Here is a 20,863-nt window from a genome sequence, read left to right as displayed (position 1 = left end):
TTACATTTATTTTTAGCTAATTATATTTTTTTAAAATACTATATATGCAGTAAAAAATATTGTTATATAAATTTTTAATATTGCTAATCATATATTTATACAACACATATTCTATCAATAATATAACTAAAGGAGAAAAAAATTATGGATATTAATGCTAAAATAGCCTTAAATAGTCTTAAAATGGAAATAGCCAGTGAGCTCGGATATAACTATAACGGTCTTACAGATAAGGTCGAAAGCAATGCTCCTCAAAACACTTTAATGGGTCATGCAAAAAATGTATTGGCTGGTGAAGAAGTAGGTGGCCAAGTAAGTAAAAGATTAGTTGAAATGGGTGAAAAGGCTTTATTAGAAAAATATAATTCTGAAAAATAAGAGCTTTAGATAATATTACTACTTAAATAAAGAATCCGATAGGTAATCTATTGGATTCTTTATTTGCAATTATATTCTTGCAATCTCCTACTTCCAATAAATTATTCTATTGTTGGATTCCATTTATCCCCTATATTATCAATTGATAATATTATTATGTATTTTTTTACATTAATATAAAATTTTATATTTTTATAAAATCTTGTCGAATTTTGTATTTACAAATAAATTGTTTTATCGTATAATAATTCTTGTACATACGAGGAAAACTTTTAACTTTTTAGGAAAGGCTTCTCCTCAATGAATAATTCCTTAAATATGGAATAAAAGCCTTAAATTAGGTATTATAATGATTTAATATTTTTAGGAGGAAATCGATATGATTCAAATTTTAACAGGTACTGCTTTATTATTAGTAGTATTAGCATTATTTACTTTATTCAGTTACAAAGCTCCACAAGGTATGAAGGCAATGGGTGCATTAGCAAACGCTGCATGTGCAAGTTTCCTTGTTGAAGCATTCCACTTCTCTTTATTTGGAGAACAAATGGGAATTAAATTCTTAGAAGGTGTTGGTGCTGCAAACGGTAGCCTAGGTGGTGTTGCTGCTGGTATATTAGTTCCTTTAGCACTTGGTGTATCACCAGTTTATGCTGTATTAGTTGGTTTAACAGTTTCAGGATTCGGAATACTTCCAGGATTTATAGCTGGTTACTTAGTATCATTTGTTATAAAATTCTTAGAAAAGAAAGTTCCTGCTGGACTTGATTTAATAGTTATAATAGTAGTTGCTGCTCCTTTAACTAGAGGAATAGCTATGGTAATGGATCCAGTTGTAAAAAATACTTTACTTCAAATAGGACAAGTATTAATACAAGCTCAAGCAACTTCTCCAATATTAATGGGATTAATACTTGGTGGTTTAATAACAGTTGTTGCTACTGCTCCACTTAGCTCAATGGCTTTAACTTCTATAATAGGTTTAACAGGTGTTCCAATGGGAATAGGTGCTCTTGCAGTATTTGGTTCTTCTTTCATGAACTATGTATTCTTCTCAAAAATGAAGTTCGGTTCTAAAAAAGATACTATAGCTGTTGCTATAGAACCATTAACTCAATCAGATATAATATCTGCTAACCCAATTCCAGTATATGTTACTAACTTCATAGGTGGTGCTATGTCTGGTATAATAGTTGCTTTAATGGGAATTGAAGTTGGTACTCCAGGTCTTGCTACTCCAATAGCTGGTTTCGCAGTATCTGTTGCACAAAACGGAGTTAACGGATTAATGGCTGCTGCTGGATGCGCTGTAGTAAGTATAATAGCTGGATTTATAGGAGCTGCTATATTCAAAAATACAAAAATAAAAACTGCTGATGAAATTCGTGGAGTTCAATCAGAAGAGTCTCAAGCAGTTTCTGCTTAATATATACACAAAAATAACCGAGATATTTGTCTCGGTTATTTTTTTCTTATAAGTATATTTTTAGTAAGATAGTCACACATACTACTTTATAGTTTCTCCCTTCTTTTTGTAGATTTTATAAATAACTCTTGTAGTTTTTCTTCATCATCTTCTTCAATACTTTTTTTTATTTCATCAAATTCTTTTTCAAATCTATTCATTACCTTTAATAAATTTTCTTTGTTTCCTAAAAATAACAAACTCCATAACTTTTCATTCATATTGGCAATTCTAGTTAAATCTCTGTAACTATCACCTATAAACTCACCTGTATTTCTACCTTCAATATCACTATTAATTAGTGCCACAGCCAAAACATGAGGTAACTGGCTAGTGAAAGCTATCATTTCATCATGAAATTGTGGAGAAGTTCTTTTTATATGCTTAAATCCCATTTCATAAGCTAGTTTTTCTATTAGTTTTAAATTTTCTTCTTTATTTTTTTCAGTTTTAATTATTAAAAAGTTTGCACCTTTAAATACTTCATTTGTGGCATAATCTATACCTTTCTTTTCTCTTCCAGCCATTGGATGGGCAAATACAAAATCAATATCTTCAGGCAAAATCTCAATTATATCATGAATAAACAACTCCTTGATTCCTGTAACATCTGTTATTATGGCATTTTCTTTAAACTTTTCTTTATTTCTAACAATAAAATCTTTTACTAAATTAGGATATATGGCAAGAACTACTAAGTCTACATGAGAAATTATTTCATCTTCATTTGTAAATCCTTCTTTTATAATACCTAGTTTTTTTGCTTTGTATAAGGTATCTGGATTTTTGTCTACTCCATAAACTTTTGTATACCCTGCCTCTTTCAGAGCCATGGCATATCCTCCACCAATAATCCCAAGACCTATAATTAATATTTTCATAAACCACCTCTTAAATTTCTTTCTTTTTATAACATCCCAATAATTTAAAATATTTGCATTTTTTTTCAATTAGATTTATGGCATTTTTTACATTTTCATCATTTATATTTCCCTCAAAATCCACATACAGCACATACTCCCATAAGTGGTTTTTACTTGGTCTAGATTCTACTTTTACCATATTTATTTGATTTTGGGCAAAATACCCTAGTAAATTATATAATGTTCCTGCTTTATTATCCAATGAAAAAGTTACTGTCATTTTGTTACAATCTTCTCTTAATTCTAGATTTTTGCTAATTATCACAAACTTTGTATTGTTACTTTCATTATCGTTTATTTCTTCCTCTATTACATCTAGTCCATAGATTTTGGCTGCTCTAGTACTTGCAATGGCAGCCTTGCTCTTATCATTTAACTCAGAAACATGTTTTGCACTTATGGCAGTGTTATAAAAATATATTAATTTTAAATCTTCATGATCTTTAAAGAAAATTTTGCTTTGTTCAAAACCTTGAGGGTGAGAATATACTTCTTCAATGTCTTCCACTTTAGCACCTTTTATTCCTACTAGATTTTGTTTTATTTTTATGCACTCTTCTCCCACAATATAAAATCCATACTTTGATAATAAATCATAAACGGCTGTTATAGCTCCTGTACATGAATTTTCAAAAGGTAGTATGCCATAATCTATTTCATCTTTCTTTAAACCAATAAATACATCCTCAAACTTTTCATAATTTACAGTATCTTGATTATATCCGAAAAATTCAATCATTGCTTCTTCACTAAAAGAACCTTTTACTCCTTGATATCCAACCTTAATATTACTTTTATCTTTACTTGAAATCCCTTGCCTATAATCATATAAATCCACCACCATTCCCCCTTTTTAACTATTTTTTATAAGATCTAAAATTCCAACAGCGCTAACACCTTCTATAACAGGTACAGCTCTTTGTACAATACAAGGATCATGCCTTCCTTCAATTTGCAAAGTTGTCTCTTCCATAGTAGAAATATTTATACTATTTTGCTCTTTGTATACAGAAGGTGTAGGCTTAATTGCCACTCTAAAAATTATGGGCATTCCATTTGTAATTCCTCCAATTATTCCACCATTATTATTAGTTTTAGTTTTTACTTTTCCTTCCTTTAAATAATACTCATCATTTGATTTTGAACCTTTCATTTTAGAAATGTCAAATCCCATTCCAAATTCAACACCCTTTACTGCTGGAACAGAGAATATTAAATGAGCTAGAGTTGATTCAACAGAATCGAAGAATGGACTTCCTATACCTGCTTTTATCCCAAGAACCATACATTCTATAATTCCTCCCACAGAATCGCCCTCTTTCCTAGCACTTAGAATTTCATTTTTCATTTTTTCTTCTAAGTTTTTTTTAATCAAAGGAAACTCTTCATATTTTAAAGAATTTATAAATAATTTATCTAAGTCACAATCTAAAAAACTTTTGTCCTCCATATCTCCTATAGATTTAATGTGAGCCACAATTTCTATACCACTTTTTCTTAGTATTTGTTTACAAATAGCTCCTACAAATACCAAAGGTGCTGTTATCCTTCCAGAAAAATGACCTCCTCCTCTATAATCATTAAATCCTTTATACTTAACAAAACCTGGATAATCTCCATGACCTGGTCTCATTACATCTTTAATTTTAGAATAGTCCTTAGACTTATTATCACTATTTCTAATAATTGCACAAAGAGGTGTTCCCGTAGTTTTTCCTTCAAAATACCCACTCAGTATTTCTGGCACATCACTTTCTTTTCTAGCTGTGGAGAGATTATTTTTCCCAGGAGCTCTTCTTCTCATCTCCCTCATGATTTCTTCCATATCTAGAGGAAATCCTGGAGGCAAATTATCTATATTAATTCCTATGGCATTTCCATGGGATTCTCCAAAAATAGAAAGTTTTATATTATTTCCCCACATTCCACTCAACTGTAATCCCCCCTATTTTTTCAAAATCTTCAAAAAATTTTGGATATGATTTTGATACACAATCATAATCCTTAATCACAATAGGCATCTTACATCTAGAAGAAACTACAGCTAGCGTCATTGCTATCCTATGGTCATTATGACTCCAAACTACTTTGTCACCTTGCAATTCATCAACTCCATCAATTATAATACTCTCTTCTTTTTCAATAATGTTAGCTCCCAATTTATTCAGTTCACTAGTTATGGCAGCTAGCCTATCACATTCTTTTATCCTAAGCCTTCCTACATTTACTATTTCAGTTCTTCCCTTTGCTAATGCTGCCACTGAAGCAAGTACTGGAATTATATCTGGACATTGACTTCCATCAATATAAGTTGATTTTAGTTTTTTCTTTCTTTTTCCTTCAATCTCATTACCTTTCACCATAATTTCCACATTCATTTTTTTCAAAATATCAATAATTTCTTTATCTCCTTGAAGAGAATTAATATCAAGATCTTTACACACAATTTCATTACCTATGGCATCTGCGCATAAAAAGAATGCTCCTTGAGAATAATCCCCCTCTACTCTATAATTTCTTGCCTCATATTTTTGATTGCCTTTAATTATAAATTCTTTATAATCTTTATTTATTATTTCAATACCAAAGTCTTTCATAACTTTTAAAGTTAAATCCACATAAGACTTTGACTCAAAATTTGTTGTAATAATAATCTTTGAATCTTCTTTTAGCAGTGGAAGAGTAAACAATAAACCACTTATAAACTGCGAGCTCACATTGCCTTCCACTTCAAAAGTTCCACCTTTTAGCTCTCCTCTTATTTCTAAATTAAGATTATCCTTTTCATAAGAATAGTGAATATTTTGTTTGTCAAAGATATTGTAGTATGTGGTAAGCGGTCTTTTTCCCAAGTTCCCCTTTCCAACAAATTTGCTACTTCCTTTAAACAACAAGCTTATGGGAACTAAAAATCTTAAAGTTGATCCTGATTCATTACAATCAATTATCCTATTGTTTTCTGTACTTTGTATATCTTTGTAAGCTCCAACTATCTCAACATAATCTTCATTCTTTGTGATGATAGCACCTAAAGACTTCATAGCGTCTATGGATGCAATAATATCATCAGAGTAATCTATATTATCAATTCTACAGGAATTATCACTTAAGGCTGCACAAATTATTGCTCTATGTGCCATACTTTTTGAAGGAGGTATTTTAACTTCCCCTTTTAATTTCGACGGATAAATTTTCAAATCTCCCATTTTTATCCTCCTTTCTTTCATCCAAATTTTTATTATTTAAAATCACTTTATTTTAGATAAACATCTTCAACCAAATGTAAGATTTATATTTCTCTACCAACTGCATTAGCAATTACTTTAAGTTCATTCATTAAGTCTGCAAACACTTCTGGCTTTATTGATTGAGCACCATCACATAAGGCATTTTTAGGATCATTATGAACTTCTATAATAAGGCCATCTGCCCCAACTGCTATTGCTGCTTTTGCAAGAGATTCTACCATCCACCATTTTCCTGTGGCATGACTTGGATCAACTACTACTGGAAGATGACTTAATTTTTTAATTGCCGGAATCATGCTTAAATCTAGGGTATTTCTTGTGTAAGTTTCAAAAGTTCTTATTCCCCTTTCACAAAGTATTACATTTTCATTTCCTCCAGCCATGATGTATTCTGCACTCATCAATAACTCTTCTATCGTTGCTGACAAACCTCTTTTTAATAAAATTGGTTTATCTGTTTTTCCTAATTCTTTTAATAAATCGAAGTTTTGCATATTTCTAGCCCCTACTTGAATTATATCTGTAGATTCTATGAATTTTGATATATCACAAGGAGACATTATTTCTGTTACTATTGGAAGCCCTGTTTCTTCTTTAGCTTTATTTAATAAGTCTAGTCCTTCATACTTTAGTCCTTGAAAACTGTAAGGTGAAGTTCTAGGTTTGAATGCACCACCTCTTAAAAATCCTCCACCGTACTTTTTAACCTCGTTAGCTACTAATTTTATTTGTTCCTCACTTTCCACTGAACAAGGCCCTGCTATCATAGCAATCTTCTTTCCACCAATTTTTCTACCACAAACATTTACAACAGTATTTTCTGGGTGGAACATCCTATTTGCTTTTTTAAAAGGTTCTTGCACCTTCATAACCTTTTGCACACATTCATGAGCTTCAATTGACCATTGATCTATATTTCTTGTATCACCAACTAATCCCAGTATAGTACACTCTGTTCCCTTACTTTTGTCCACTGTTACATTTAAACTTTCCAACTCTTTTATTAATCTTTCTACTTCTTCTTCACTAGTTTTGGGGTTTAAAATTACTACCATTTTTACTTCCTCCTTAAATTTTTTTGTAATAAAAAAGAGAACCCATAATGAGTTCTCTAAAATAATCAGATTTAAAATACACTTAGACACTAATGCCTATAAATATATTAAGACCTATAATAACTCATTAGAAAAGATTTTATATTTTTTTCTGCAAAAGAAGTAGCCAGCGCTAAAATAAAAGCCCCAGAACATAAAATAGAAAAAGCTATAAAATTTTGCAGTTAAATTCTTTTCTAATTGATTCATGATTATTATTCCTTTCTTAATATTTTTATTTGTGTTGATTAAATACTATTCATCTTTTACTTATTTGTCAACTTATTTATTTCTATTTTTCATTAATTTAATTTTTTTATACATTATTATTAAATAAATTTTATTTTTTAAACTATAATAGGCACTTTACTTATTGATTTTTTTGAATTATAGTACAAAAAAAACTGTAGATGAAAAAATCAACTACAGCCTTTTTATAAAATATATTAACTTTTATCCAAAGTATCTTTCTAATAATCCTAAGAATGCTTTACCATGTCTAGCTTCATCTTTACACATTTCATGAACTGTATCATGTATAGCATCTAATCCTAATTCTTTAGCTCTCTTAGCTATTTTTAATTTTCCTTCAGTAGCTCCGTATTCAGCTTCAACTCTTGCTTCTAAGTTAGCTTTAGTATCAGCAACTACAACTTCTCCTAATAATTCAGCAAATTTAGCAGCATGCTCTGCTTCTTCGAAAGCTATTCTTTGGTAAGCTTCAGCAACTTCTGGATATCCTTCTCTATCAGCTTGTCTTGACATAGCTAGGTACATACCAACTTCTGTACATTCTCCAGTGAAGTTAGCTCTAAGTCCTTCTAATACATCTTCGTCTACTCCTTGAGCTACTCCTATTCTGTGCTCATCAGCCCAGTTTAATGTTCCTGACATTTCTTCGAATTTGTCAGCTCCTACTTTACACACTGGACATACTTCTGGGGCAGTCTCTCCTTCATGTATATATCCACATACTGTACATACGAATTTTTTCATTTTTAATATCCTCCTAATAATTATATATCTTTTATCTATAAACTATAGATACCACCTGATTTGTAAATTAAACAAATTTTGTAAAATTTTCAAACATATTTTATAAATCAGGCTCAATGAAAATTTTAACACTTTTACCAATAAATTTCTAGTGTTTAATTATTATTTTAAGTTAAAATCAAACACTAGAATTTAATTTTCTTAATGTAATATCCACTATATATTTTTTATAAATCATAACCTAACATTAGAACAATTTTTTCAACTTCTTCTTTATTTTCTTCATTATCCTTTTCTCCCAAATGAATACATCTATTTGGTTTAAAACTCCCATTTATTAATTTAGCAGAAAAAGCAAGACATGTTGCAACTCCACATTTTCCACAGTTTATTTTAGGTAAAAATTCGTACACATCTATAGGGCTTGGTAATCTTCGCATTTCCTCGTTTGGAATGATTTCATCTTTTTTGTCCGCACATTCATTTATAATATTTTTTATATAATCTAGTGTTTCAAAAGCATCTGTTTCATTTAACAATTTTGATACTGCCACCTCTTCTTTGTACATAATGATTATCTTAGGCCCATTATTAAATGTTAGTGTTCCTGCTTTTTTATTGTATATTCCTGTTTTAAGATATGTATTTAAATAAGGAAATAAATCTTCTATAGTTCTAGAAAAACTTCCTTTAATTCTTATTCTGTTAGAATCTGTAGTACAAGGTTGTATAAATTTTAAATCTAAACTTTCTAAGTACATTTATTTTCTCCCTTTTTATAAATTATTTAGTGCATAAGCCAACTTATCTATATCCTTTTTTTCAGTAAAATAACCGAAGCTCACCCTTACTGTTCCAATTTCCTTGGTTCCTATTACCTCATGAGCACAAGGAGAACAGTGTAAACCTGCCCTTACCATAATTCCAAACTTATCATCCAAAATATGAGCCACTTCTTCTGCTCTTTTATTTTTTATATTAAAAGATATTACTGGTGTAATTTTCTCACTATCCCTTGGACCATAAATTTCTATATCTTTAACCTTATTTAAGGCTTTCAAAGCATAATCTGTCAAACTTTTCTCTTTTTCATGGATATTTTCTACTTTCTCTTTTATTAAATATTTAACAGACTCTCTTAAACCACAAATACCACTCACATTAAGAGTTCCTGTTTCAAGTTTATTTGGATAATAATCAACTTGATATTCATAAGCTGAGTCTCCACCAGTTCCTCCAGATTTTATTGAATCTATATTATAGTCACAATTTATAATAATTCCGCCCGTACCCATAGGACCTAGCAAACTTTTGTGACCTGTAAATGTAAGTATATCTATATTATCTTTGCAAACATCTAATGGATATCCTCCACAAACTTGAGCACCATCTACCACAAAAGGAATTTTATTTTCCCTTGCAATCTTCCCAATTTCCTCAATTGGCTGTATAGTACCAATAACATTTGATGCTCCTGTAAATATAATAAGTTTTGTATTTTCTTTTATTAATTTCTTTACATCTTCTGATCTAGTTAATCCCTGATTATCACATTTTACTTTACTTATTTCTATATTTCTTTCCTTTTCTAAAGTTTTTAATGTTCTCCATACTGCATTATGCTCTAAAGAACTTGTTATTACATGATCATTTTCTTTTAACATACCCCTAAGAACCATATTTATGGATTCCGTCACATTTGATGTAAATATAACATTTTTAGGATTATTAAAATTAAACAACTCACCAATAAGTTTTCTACATTCGTATATTATAAAATCTGATTCCATTGCTTTTTTATATGCTCCTCTACCAGAACTAGTCCCATTATTAGTCATAAAATCATATACTGCCTCACTTACTTCTTTTGGCTTTGGAAAAGATGTTGCTGCATTATCTAAATATATTTTCACATTAATTCCTCCCCAGCTACATTTCCATAATATTACATCTCATATAAATGATAGCATATTTCTTACAAATAAATATATTTTAGATTACTTAATTTCATTTATATAATACATTAATATTTTCTATATAAAAAATTATATAAAGTCAACAGTAGAATAATCTTTCTTTTTCTGATAAAATACTAAAGACATTATTTTTAGAGGGTGATATATAAATGAGAAATAAAGGCATATTTATAGCAATAGAAGGTCCTATTGGCGCAGGTAAAACTACTTTAGCAAATTTACTAAACGACCACTTAGGCTATACTCTACTTAGAGAAATTGTAGAAGAAAATCCATTTTTATCAAAATTTTATACTGATATTAAGGAATATGCTTTACAAACAGAAGCATTTTTTTTATTCAATAGAGTAAAACAACTTGAAGATGTGAACAAAAATATACTTGGTCAATCTAAAGGAGTTGTAAGCGATTATCATATTGTGAAAAACCTTATTTTTGCTGGTATAACACTTGATAACAATCAATTCCACAGATATAAGCAAGTTTATAACATATTCGTAAATGATTTACCACAACCAGATATAGTAATCTACTTAAATTCAAATACTGATGTATTAATGAATAGAATAGCAAATAGAGATAGAAGTTTTGAAAGACAAATGGACAGAAATTATATTGATAACCTTCGTAATGAGTACAAATATTATTTCAACCCACTTTCTATTAAACATAACTTCACTGGTAAAGAACCTGTAATTATAGAAATTGATAATTCAAATTTAGATTTTTTAAATAATCTGGAAGATAGAAAATACATTATAAACAAAGTTGAAGAGGCAATCTCATCTTTAGGAGGAAAGACAGAATGTTCAAATTAGAAAATAAAAGTGACAAATGTGCAAACAGAGATTTATTTATAACTGTTGCAGGAAATGTAGGGGCTGGAAAATCTACATTAACAAAATTAGTAGGAGAAAGACTTGGATTTGAAACTCACTTTGAAAAAGTTGATGGAAATCCATACTTAGAAGATTTCTACAAAGATCAAGACAAATGGGGATTCCATTTACAACTGTACTTCTTGGCTCAAAGATTTAAGCAACAAAAAGAAATTCATGCTAATGGACTAAATAATATACAAGATAGAAGTATATATGAGGATGTGGAAATATTCGCTAGAAACTTATATGACAACGGTAAAATGACTAAAAGAGACTATATAACTTATAGAGATTTATTCAATGATATGGTTCCACACCTTAGAACACCCGATTTAATGATTTACCTTGATGGCTCAATCGATACTATAATAGAAAGAATAAACTTAAGATCTCGTGATATGGAAAAAAGTGTTGATATAAAATACTGGACAAACCTTCATAATAGATATGAAAACTGGATAAAAGAATATAATGCTTCTCCAGTTTTATATGTAAACATTAATGAAGTTGATTTAATAAATAAACCAGAACATTTGGATATGTTATGTAAAAAGATAAAAGAAACTTTAAATATATAATAAACTCCGTAAAACTTAGTAAGTTTAGAATTTGTTAATTTTAAAAGGATTGCTAATAAAATTATTTATTAGCAATCCTTTTATATTTACTCCATTTGCGACTCAACTAAATCCTTTGATAATTCTTCCAAAGGTTTCTTTTTAAGGAAAGATAATTTAGTTTCAGAAATTATAATAGATGCAAAAATTATAATACATCCTATTATCATTCTAAGAGTTAATATTTCATGGAAAATTATCACTGACATAATTGTTCCAAATACTGATTCAGTAGATAAAATTATAGCTGATTTTGTTTGATCCACCCTTGATTGACAAATAGTTTGTAATAAAAAGCCGATAGCAGTACTAAACACTCCTAGATACAAGGCTCCAATAAAACCTACTGGACTTGATTGAAGTTGTGTTTGACCAATTATCATTTGTAATGCAAAAGACAAAATAAATGCAACTGCAAATTGTGTAACAGTTAACACATAAGAATTGCATTTACTACTAAACTCTCCAGTAAAGAAAATATGAAAAGCAAAGGCGATTGCACATAAAAATGTTAAGAAATCTCCAAAGTTTACACTTAAATCAGGCTCTAAAGACAATACTCCGATTCCTAAAAGTGCCATAAAACTACCAATAACACCTATTTTGTCTAATTTCCTCCTATATAAAATAAATCCTATAAATGGTACTATAACAACATTTGCAGCTGTTATAAAAGCATTTTTCGAAACAGTTGTATATACTAATCCTATTGTTTGTGCAGAAAATCCTATAAATGAAAATAGACCTAGCCATGCTCCTGCTATTAAAGACTCTTTTGTAATATTTTCTTTAATTTTCTTATAAAATACTATTCCTAATATAATACTTGCTATGAAAAATCTAAGCGTCAATGTTTGTATGGGAGTAAGTCCTCCATCTAAGGCCAATTTTGTCCCTATAAATCCACTTCCCCATATAATTGCTATTACAAATAATCCAATTTCTCCAATGTATTTTTTCATCTGATACCTCCTTGTTTGACTTTACAATTCTATGGTATCTTAGTTGGATATATTTGTAAATAAAGTACATGAAAATTTTACTTCTCTTAAATCACTATCTTGGTAAAATAACAAATAAAATCATGTTATATAAATGCTTAATTATGCTTATCTTATGTTTACACATGATATGTTTCATTAACTATAAGTAAATTAGGAAGTAATTATGGATATTAATGCTAAAATCGCTTTAAATAGCCTTAAAATGGAAATAGCTAATAAGCTTGGATATAACTATAACACCATTACAGATAGAGTAGAAAGTAATGCTCCTCAAAACACATTGATGGGACATGCTAAAAATGTGCTTGCTGGCGAAGAAGTTGGAGGTCAAGTAAATAAAAGATTGGTTGAAATAGGTGAGAAATCTTTATTGTACAAATATAATTCCCAAAAGTAAGCTTGCCTAGGATATGTAAAATACCCTATATAGCAGACCTTTTTATTAATTGTCTACCCTACAGGGTACATTTTAATATTTTATTAATTCTTTATTATTCTTTCCATTATTCCTAAAACTACACCATCATTACTCACAGTATCTGTCACATAATTAGAAATTTTTTTAACATCATCAGAAGCATTTCCCATTGCTATACCACATCTAACTTCCCTTAGCATGTCTATATCATTTTTCCCATCACCAAATGCGTATGTATTTTCTATAGGTATATTTAAATAATTTATAACTCTTAAAATTGCCTTTGATTTAGTGTTTTTCTTTATATATACTTCAATAGCTCTTTTATTTATACTGCTAAAATAATCACACTGTTTATTTTTACTTATAAGGCTTATACATAAATTTTCCATTGCATCATCTTTGCACAACATCTCGACCTTATATATATCAATTTCTTCACATTTATAATCATCTTTTATATAATTTTTAGGAACTTCAATTTTATCTAGATAATCATGAAAATTTTTAAAATGCTTTTTCATGTAACAATGCTTTTCTCCCTGAAGTACGTATTCTATATTATTACTTTCTAGTTCATCTACTAAATACTTAATAAATTCTTTATCAATGGAATCACTATGAATAGTTTCGTTATTAATTATAATGTGAGCTCCATTTGCTAAAATAAATCCATCAAATCCAAATTCTAAAATGGATTTTGGTAAAAATGCATAGGGTCTTCCTGTTGCAATAAAAGCATAGTCTCCATTTTTCTGTATATTTTTTATTGCTTGTTTTACTCCTGGACTAATATCTTTTATCCCTTTCATAGAATCTATTAAGGTACCATCTATATCAAAAAATGCTATTCTTTTCATTCTTTACACCTTCTTTTTATTATTGTCGTCAACGACCTAAAGTGATTTGAGCACACAATAACTCAAAACAGATTATTTAATTAGTCTAATAGTTGTGATTTATAACTTCCTTGATACTAAAAAATAAACGGTAAATTAATTATAATTTACCGTTTATTTTTATGTGTGCTAGCTCATTTTTATATTAGCTAGTTTACTTCTAAAATTTATATTAATATTGTGTATCTAATAATCCACAGAATGCGTCTACTGGACTTACTCCTATAAATTCAGAACGTCCTACCATTTTTTCAACTAATGCTTTTAATGTGCTCTCTTTTCCATCATAAGCATTTATATAAGTCTTAACTTGAGGTACATCAGCTAAGTGGAATGGACTTTGTATTGAAACAAATATTGTCGGTACTTCATTTACATAGAATGGTATATCTGGAGTACCTTTACTTGCTGGCCATTCTATACGTTGATGAGTATTAGGTGCAACATTAGCAACATTTATTATTAAATCATAGTTATCTGTTAAATCAGATATTGGACGTTTTTGAGCATAAACATTCATTATAGCTCCCATAAGCTCTTCTTTAGGAAGTTTCATTATTTTATCCATTGGAGATTCATATATCTCAACTTCATGACCTTCTGCTTCTAATAACTCTTTTAAATTTTCTATTGGTGTTTTCTTTCCACCATTCATCATAGCCATTAATTTACCAAATCCACTGTCAATACCTTTTACTTCAACAAGTAAAATACGCTTATGTTTTTCAGTAGTAATTGGGAATATGCCTTCCTTATTCTTTACTAAAGTTATAGCTTTATCAGATACTTCTGCTTCTATAGCAGTATTTTCAGGTAATCCTATCTTAGCCATAGCTTCCTCTTTTTTAGGTAATATTTCTGTTTTAGCTTTTGTGTGTAAACCTAAAGCTGCTTTTGTTCCTAATATTCTAGTTAAAGCTTCTTCTAATCTTTCATCAGTTATTATTCCTTTTTTGTATCCATCCATCATGTATCCGAAATCTTCATCTGGATCATTAAAGAATAAGAATAAATCAGAACCTGCAGCTATAGCAGTTGGTAACATTTCACTACGCTTTAATGGAGAGGTCATAGCAACCATGTGAGAAGCATCAGTTACAACTAAACCATTGAAGTTCATTTTTTCTCTTAATAAATCAGTTAATATATATTTACTTAATGTTGCTGGCATTACTAATTCTTCAGTAGTTGCTTCTGGATTGAAGTAACGTACGTATTCTGGTAATGCTATATGTCCTGCCATTATTGATGGAAGTCCAGCTTCAAATAACCCACCGTAAACTCTACCAAAAGTTGCATCCCATTCTTCTACTGATAGCCAGTTTGGTGCGAAAGATAAATGTTGATCTCTTTCATCTATACCATCTCCAGGGAAGTGTTTAGCAGCAGGAGCTATTCCACTTTCCATTATACCTCTCATATATTCTAATGATAATTCTAAAGTTTGTTCTACATCAGCAGACCAAGTTCTTGTAGATATTATTGGGTTTCTCCAGTTTCTATTTATATCTACAATTGGAGCAAAACTCCAGTTACAACCTATAGCAGCAGCTTCTACACCAGATACCCTCCCCATTTCATAAGCATATCTTTTATCATTTGTTGCAGCTATTTTTACTTCATTACCAACATATGTACCATCTGTACATGCTCCATTACCACCTGCTTCAGTATTAGCAGCTATTAATAGAGGTATTTTAGAATTTTCTTGAAGTATTCTATTTTGCTCATACACTTCTTCAGCTTTTCCTGGGTTATAACGAACACCTGCTATATGATAGTTATCTAATATACTCTTTAGATACTCTTCATCTCTACTTGCTCCCATGTTAATAAATAATTGACCTATTTTTTCTTCTATAGTCATATTTGCTATTGTATCTTTTACCCATTTTATACCTTGCTCATCAAGATTATAAGGTTTTGCTTTTAAGTTTACCATTGTCTGTCCCCCTAATCGGTTTTTATTATACTAGTATACTAGTAATTTTATTATTTTTTATTATATATTTTTTAAAGATACGGAGAATTATCTCCATATCTTTATTAAGCTATTTTTATTTATTATCATAATATCTTTCAAAATTCCAATTACTTTACTTTATATCCAAAGTCAGGAATGTTATGCCATCTGTTACGTAGATAATGTGCAGCCATTTTTGGCTTTCTTTCTCTAGTAAATACTCCCTTTTTATTTCCTTGAACACGTATTATTCCTTGGCTCGTTGCAAAATCTGCAAAGTTCCATACTTGTTCTCCTATAAAATTAGGGAATTTATCTACTACTTCATGGTTAGCTTCTAAATATTCTACTTGATATTCCTCTGTGAACATTACAGAAGTAGTATCACGCATACCACAAACTGTATCTGCACCATATTCAGTAAACATTATTGGCTTATTAGGACATCTTTTATTCCATCCTTCAAGTTCTGCATTTAAATACATTTTTGCCTCTTCTAAATCTCCACCTTGCGAATACCATCCATAGTATCTATTTAAGCAAAGTACATCTAATAACTCTGCTATTTGACATCTGTCTGGAGTAGACATTAGGTATGTAACTACAGTCACAGGTCTTTTTTGTGGATCTAACTCTCTTGTTAATTCTACAAGTGGCTTAAAGTATTCATATGCCCCTTTTTCATCTGAAGCTGGTTCGTTAGCAACTGACCACATTACTACACATGGATGATTTTTATCTCTTGCTACTAATTCTCTTATTATATCTTTATGATGCTCAAAAGTTTGGATTTCTTTCCAAGTATCTCTCTTTTCTGCACCAGCCATCATTGTAGCCATAAAGTTTAGATGTACACCAACTGCAGGTGTCTCATCTATTACAACTATACCTTCTCTATCAGCAAGTCTCATTATTTCTTCTGAATATGGATAATGAGCCGTTCTAAATGAATTTGCACCTATCCATTTCATTAAATTAAAATCTTTAACATTTAATGCTTCATCAAATCCTCTTCCATGTATATGAGAATCTTCATGCTTTCCAAAACCTTTAAAATAGAATGGTTTATTATTTATTAAAAACTTTCCATCTTCTACTTTAACAGTTCTTACACCAAATGGTTGCTCATAAGTATCTATTATTTCATTATTTTCATCTATTAAATCTATTTTTAAGTTATATAGGTAAGCATTCATTGGCTCCCATAACTTAACATTTTCTATTTCTACTTTCCCCTTAGCTCCTATACCTTTAGCTACTATATTGTTATTTTCATCTATTACACTTATTGCAACAGATGCTTCTCCACTAACTTCTACTTCATAATCTACTTTACCTAAATCATTTTCAAAGTCAGTTATAACTGTAACATCTTTTATGTATGTTCTAGGAGTAGTATATATTTTTACTGGTCTATGAATTCCAGCATAGTTAAAGAAATCAAAATTTACTGGATTTTTAATTTTAGTTGAACCATCAGGTAATTTTATTTCTTGTACAATACCAACTGGTAAAGTACTTTCATCTAGTACATTATCTACTGCAACTGTTACTCTATTTTTACCTATAGTAACAAATTCATTTAATTCACCTTCAAAAGGTGTAAATCCACCTTTATGCTCAACTAATAACTTACCATTTATATATACCTTAGCATGATGCGTTGCTGATCCAAATCTAAGAACTAATCTTTCATCTAGCATATTTTTACTTATTATAAATTCTCTTTCATACCATACCCAACCAATATGGTCTCTAACGCTTGAATCTTCAACTAAATCGTTGTAAGAAGAAGGTACTGCCATTCTTATAGAATCTTGAAGTGCATTTTCTTGCCATTTCTCATCAAATCCTACACCTTTATCTAGTTTAAAGTTCCAAATTCCATTTAAATCTATAACTTGTCTAGTTTCTGTAATTATTGGATATAACATATTCTCCACCTCACCATTAATTTATAAAAAATATTTATCTTAAAGAATTATCAAATTCATCTATTAATTGATTTTGATATATTTCATCAAATTCTCCATTTATTAACTTTGGTACTGCTTCATTTACTAATCTTTCCCAAGAAAAACCTTCTTTATTTACTAATATAGGATAAAATTTCACATCATTGTTTTTTGCAGCTTGCAAATCCCCAGGAGCATCTCCAACCATTAATATTTTATCTATATCGTACCCTTTTTTCTTAAGTTCAGCTATACAGTGTTGTTTAGTCCCTGCTTCTTGTCCTAATAAAGCTCTTAAATACTTTACTAAATCATTTCTATTCCATTCATCATTTAATGCCTCTCCATTTGCTGATGATACTACTGAAATATCAACCTTTTTAGATAAAACTTCTAAACCTTCTTTTACATTTTCAAATGGTTCGTCACCTTTTGGTAGATTCTCTATTGATTCATTAACATTTAAAGACCATTCAAGTGCCATTTTCAATGCTTTACTATTAGTTTTTTCTATTTCATTTTTTAATGATCTGTTTGATAATTCATTTGTTGTATCAACCCAATTTAATAAACTATCAAGATCTTCTATTTCTATTCCTTTTTCTCTTATTATTTTAAAGGTTTCAGCTAAACCTTTAAATCTATTTATACCTCTAGTTTTTGTGTATAAATTCAAATCATACCAAAGATTTAATATATATTCTTCATTCTCTTCTAAGTTCCATGTTTTTATCATTTCTGGTGCAAAACACTTTCTATGTTTAACTTCCATAGTATCCATTGCACATCCATCAGAATCAACACAAACTAAAAAATCTTTAAGTTTTTCATATTTTTCAAAAACATTTTCCATAATAAAATCCTCCATAGCTTTATACATTTTGATTTAATATATAAAACCCCCAACTCTTATACTAGTATACTACCATATTGATAAATTAAAAACAATCCTTTTCCTATCATTTTATCAACAATTTTTTTAACAAAAAATCCCAAAACAAAGAATTGTAATTATATTATTTTTTACAAAGTAATATCCCTATAATACTTGGTAAAAAGAAACTGCCATATTAAATTAAGACAGTTCCTTTTTTACTATTTATTTATATATTTTTCTATGTTGTTATAACATATATTTTCTATAATCTCACCTAATATTTCCATATCGCAAGGATATTCTCCATTTTCTACTAAGTTTCCTATATAGTTACATAAAATTCTTCTAAAATATTCATGTCTTGTATACGATAAGAAACTTCTTGAATCTGTAAGCATGCCTACAAATTGACTTATAAGACCAAGTTGAGATAAAGCCATCATTTGTCTTTCCATTCCATCTTTTTGATCGTTAAACCACCATCCAGAACCAAATTGAATTTTACCTGCAACTCCTCCACCTTGGAAGTTTCCTATCATTGTTCCTAATACTTCATTATCTTTTGGATTTAAACAATATAATATAGTTTTAGGAAGTTCATCTGTAATATCTAATGAGTCTAACAATCTAGATATTCCAGTTGCTATTTCTCCATCATCTATACTATCAAACCCCACATCGGCACCTAATTTTTTGAACATTCTTGTATTATTATTTCTAAGAGCTCCTATGTGTAATTGCATCACCATATTACGTTTGCTGTACATTCTTCCTAAACTTATCATAGTTAATGTAGAATATTTTTCTATTTCTTCTATAGATAATTCTTCTCCATTTAAAGCTTTTTTGAATATAGCATCAACTTCTTCTAAAGTAGCTTGTCTAAAGTAAACTCTTTCTAAAGAATGGTCAGTTATTTGGCATCCATTTTCAACAAAGAAGTCTAATCTTTTTTCTAATACATTTAATAAAGTTTCATAATCATTTATTTCTATATTTTCTGTTTTACCTAGTAAATTAATATAATCTGCAAAACCTTCTCCTTGTATTTTTAATGCCTTATCCGGTCTAAAGCTTGGTCTAACTTCACAATCAAAGTTTTCATCCTTTGATATTTGTATATGATATTCTAAATTGTCAATAGGATCATCTGTTGTTCCTATATATTTAACATTAGATTTTTTTATCATAGCTCTAGCACTAAAATTATCACTATTTATTATTTCATTACATCTATTCCATATAGATTCACATGTTTTAGGACTTAAGGTTTCTTCTATTCCAAAGTATCTTTTTAACTCTAAATGAGACCAGTGATACATTGGATTTCCTATTAAGTAAGGCATAACCTTAGCAAAAGCTTGGAATTTTTCATAATCACTAGCATCTCCAGTTATATATTTTTCTTCTATCCCAAAACTTCTCATCGTTCTCCACTTATAGTGATCTCCACCTAACCATATTTCAGTTATGTTACTATATCTTTTATCTTCTGCTATCTCTTTTGGATTTAAGTGACAATGATAATCACATATAGGCATGTTTTTAGCATATTCATGATATAAAGTTATTGCTGTATCTGTTGATAATAAGAAATTATCGTCCATAAATTTTCTCATTTTACTACTCCTCACAAAACTTACTTTTATAAATAAGTACTTTTTAGATTATTATTATAAACTATAATTTTAGAATAAAAGCCCTTGCCAACACAAGAGCTTTTATTTAATATTATTTTGATTTATTTATAGCTTCTTTTATTCCGTTTATATATACAGCCCCTAAAGCTCTATCATATAATCCGTATCCTGGTCTTCCAGTTTCTCCCCATATCATTCTTCCATGATCTGGTCTGAAAGGTCCATCAAAGTTGTAATCACAGTAAGCTTTTACTATTTCATAGAAATCTAGCGATCCTGCTTCTGATAGATGAGCAACTTCATTAAAACTTGCATCTCCAGTTATTTTTACATTTCTTAGGTGAGCAAAATGTATTCTATTTTTCTCTCCTCCGAAATATTTTATCATTTTTACTACATCATTTGTAGATGTACATCCTAAAGATCCTGTACATAATGTTAATCCATTATAATGACTATCATATAAGTTTAAGAATCTATCTACATTTTCAAAGTTTGTTATTATTCTTGGAAGTCCAAATATACCCCA

General features: G+C 29.4%; 20 protein-coding genes. 5 read left to right on the top strand and 15 right to left on the bottom strand.

Annotation, left to right across the window (positions count from 1 at the left end; genetic code table 11):
* The first annotated feature begins 144 nt into the window (after window positions 1-144).
* The gene (locus NSA58_RS04555; protein ID WP_074429272.1) at window positions 145-378 is read left to right on the top strand and encodes a small, acid-soluble spore protein, alpha/beta type; all 234 of its coding nucleotides are present in this window, start codon (window positions 145-147) and stop codon (window positions 376-378) included.
* Window positions 379-757: 379 nt separating this feature from the next.
* Window positions 758-1,804: a PTS sugar transporter subunit IIC gene (locus NSA58_RS04550; protein WP_277613705.1), complete on the top strand. Its 1,047-nt coding sequence runs from the start codon at window positions 758-760 to the stop codon at window positions 1,802-1,804.
* Between the two features lie 86 nt (window positions 1,805-1,890).
* On the opposite strand, the gene NSA58_RS04545 is transcribed toward NSA58_RS04550, so the two are convergent.
* The 8 genes from NSA58_RS04545 to NSA58_RS04510 form a co-directional block, all read right to left on the bottom strand.
* Window positions 1,891-2,724 carry a prephenate dehydrogenase gene (locus tag NSA58_RS04545; RefSeq protein WP_039680977.1) on the bottom strand — a complete coding sequence of 278 codons (834 nt, stop codon included), beginning with the start codon at window positions 2,722-2,724 and terminating at the stop codon, window positions 1,891-1,893.
* Window positions 2,725-2,734: 10 nt separating this feature from the next.
* Window positions 2,735-3,610, bottom strand: a complete 876-nt coding sequence (gene pheA / locus NSA58_RS04540) for a prephenate dehydratase (RefSeq protein WP_257560168.1) — start codon at window positions 3,608-3,610, stop codon at window positions 2,735-2,737.
* A 9-nt stretch (window positions 3,611-3,619) separates the two neighbouring features.
* A complete protein-coding gene (aroC, locus tag NSA58_RS04535) occupies window positions 3,620-4,699 on the bottom strand; it encodes a chorismate synthase (RefSeq protein WP_074429273.1) in 1,080 nt (359 codons plus the stop codon).
* A complete protein-coding gene (gene aroA / locus NSA58_RS04530; RefSeq protein ID WP_074079023.1) occupies window positions 4,677-5,972 on the bottom strand; it encodes a 3-phosphoshikimate 1-carboxyvinyltransferase in 1,296 nt (431 codons plus the stop codon). Before aroA ends, aroC begins: the two co-directional genes overlap by 23 nt.
* Window positions 5,973-6,055: 83 nt before the next feature.
* The gene (gene aroF, locus NSA58_RS04525; protein WP_074079021.1) at window positions 6,056-7,069 is read right to left on the bottom strand and encodes a 3-deoxy-7-phosphoheptulonate synthase; all 1,014 of its coding nucleotides are present in this window, start codon (window positions 7,067-7,069) and stop codon (window positions 6,056-6,058) included.
* A gap of 492 nt (window positions 7,070-7,561) precedes the next feature.
* Entirely contained in the window at window positions 7,562-8,104 is a 543-nt protein-coding gene (locus tag NSA58_RS04520; protein WP_039680961.1) for an NADH peroxidase, read from the bottom strand.
* A 227-nt stretch (window positions 8,105-8,331) separates the two neighbouring features.
* The gene (locus tag NSA58_RS04515; protein WP_039680962.1) at window positions 8,332-8,865 is read right to left on the bottom strand and encodes a (Fe-S)-binding protein; all 534 of its coding nucleotides are present in this window, start codon (window positions 8,863-8,865) and stop codon (window positions 8,332-8,334) included.
* Window positions 8,866-8,880: 15 nt separating this feature from the next.
* Window positions 8,881-10,017, bottom strand: coding sequence for an aminotransferase class V-fold PLP-dependent enzyme (locus NSA58_RS04510; RefSeq protein WP_074079019.1), 1,137 nt, complete (start codon window positions 10,015-10,017; stop codon window positions 8,881-8,883).
* A 212-nt stretch (window positions 10,018-10,229) separates the two neighbouring features.
* Between NSA58_RS04510 and NSA58_RS04505 the strand changes: the two genes are divergently transcribed.
* The gene (locus NSA58_RS04505; RefSeq protein ID WP_039680964.1) at window positions 10,230-10,898 is read left to right on the top strand and encodes a deoxynucleoside kinase; all 669 of its coding nucleotides are present in this window, start codon (window positions 10,230-10,232) and stop codon (window positions 10,896-10,898) included.
* A complete protein-coding gene (locus NSA58_RS04500) occupies window positions 10,886-11,539 on the top strand; it encodes a deoxynucleoside kinase (protein ID WP_039680965.1) in 654 nt (217 codons plus the stop codon). Before NSA58_RS04505 ends, NSA58_RS04500 begins: the two co-directional genes overlap by 13 nt.
* An 86-nt stretch (window positions 11,540-11,625) precedes the next feature.
* On the opposite strand, the gene NSA58_RS04495 is transcribed toward NSA58_RS04500, so the two are convergent.
* On the bottom strand, window positions 11,626-12,540 hold the full coding sequence (locus NSA58_RS04495) for a DMT family transporter (protein WP_039680966.1): 915 nt from the start codon (window positions 12,538-12,540) through the stop codon (window positions 11,626-11,628).
* Window positions 12,541-12,745: 205 nt separating this feature from the next.
* On the opposite strand from NSA58_RS04495, the gene NSA58_RS04490 reads away from it, so the two are divergent.
* A complete protein-coding gene (locus NSA58_RS04490; protein ID WP_074079016.1) occupies window positions 12,746-12,979 on the top strand; it encodes a small, acid-soluble spore protein, alpha/beta type in 234 nt (77 codons plus the stop codon).
* 83 nt (window positions 12,980-13,062) lie between these two features.
* On the opposite strand, the gene NSA58_RS04485 is transcribed toward NSA58_RS04490, so the two are convergent.
* From NSA58_RS04485 to NSA58_RS04460, 6 genes are all read right to left on the bottom strand, one after another.
* Window positions 13,063-13,860 (bottom strand): Cof-type HAD-IIB family hydrolase, encoded by a 798-nt coding sequence (locus NSA58_RS04485; protein ID WP_039680967.1) that lies wholly within the window; start codon window positions 13,858-13,860, stop codon window positions 13,063-13,065.
* A gap of 211 nt (window positions 13,861-14,071) precedes the next feature.
* A complete protein-coding gene (locus NSA58_RS04480) occupies window positions 14,072-15,841 on the bottom strand; it encodes a glycoside hydrolase family 3 protein (RefSeq protein WP_039680968.1) in 1,770 nt (589 codons plus the stop codon).
* A gap of 149 nt (window positions 15,842-15,990) precedes the next feature.
* Window positions 15,991-17,796 (bottom strand): beta-glucuronidase, encoded by a 1,806-nt coding sequence (gene uidA, locus NSA58_RS04475; RefSeq protein ID WP_039680969.1) that lies wholly within the window; start codon window positions 17,794-17,796, stop codon window positions 15,991-15,993.
* Between the two features lie 34 nt (window positions 17,797-17,830).
* The gene (locus NSA58_RS04470; protein ID WP_039680970.1) at window positions 17,831-18,670 is read right to left on the bottom strand and encodes an HAD family hydrolase; all 840 of its coding nucleotides are present in this window, start codon (window positions 18,668-18,670) and stop codon (window positions 17,831-17,833) included.
* Between the two features lie 242 nt (window positions 18,671-18,912).
* Window positions 18,913-20,313 carry a glucuronate isomerase gene (uxaC, locus tag NSA58_RS04465; protein ID WP_039680971.1) on the bottom strand — a complete coding sequence of 467 codons (1,401 nt, stop codon included), beginning with the start codon at window positions 20,311-20,313 and terminating at the stop codon, window positions 18,913-18,915.
* 112 nt (window positions 20,314-20,425) lie between these two features.
* Window positions 20,426-20,863, bottom strand: a 438-nt coding sequence (locus NSA58_RS04460) for a mannonate dehydratase (RefSeq protein ID WP_257560167.1), incomplete at its 5' end; no start/stop codon positions are given.

This window comes from Terrisporobacter muris (assembly GCF_024621905.1).
Classification (GTDB): Bacteria; Bacillota; Clostridia; order Peptostreptococcales; family Peptostreptococcaceae; genus Terrisporobacter; species Terrisporobacter muris.
Note: the sequence above shows the minus strand (reverse complement) of the source record. Positions and strands in the feature narration are given on the sequence as shown.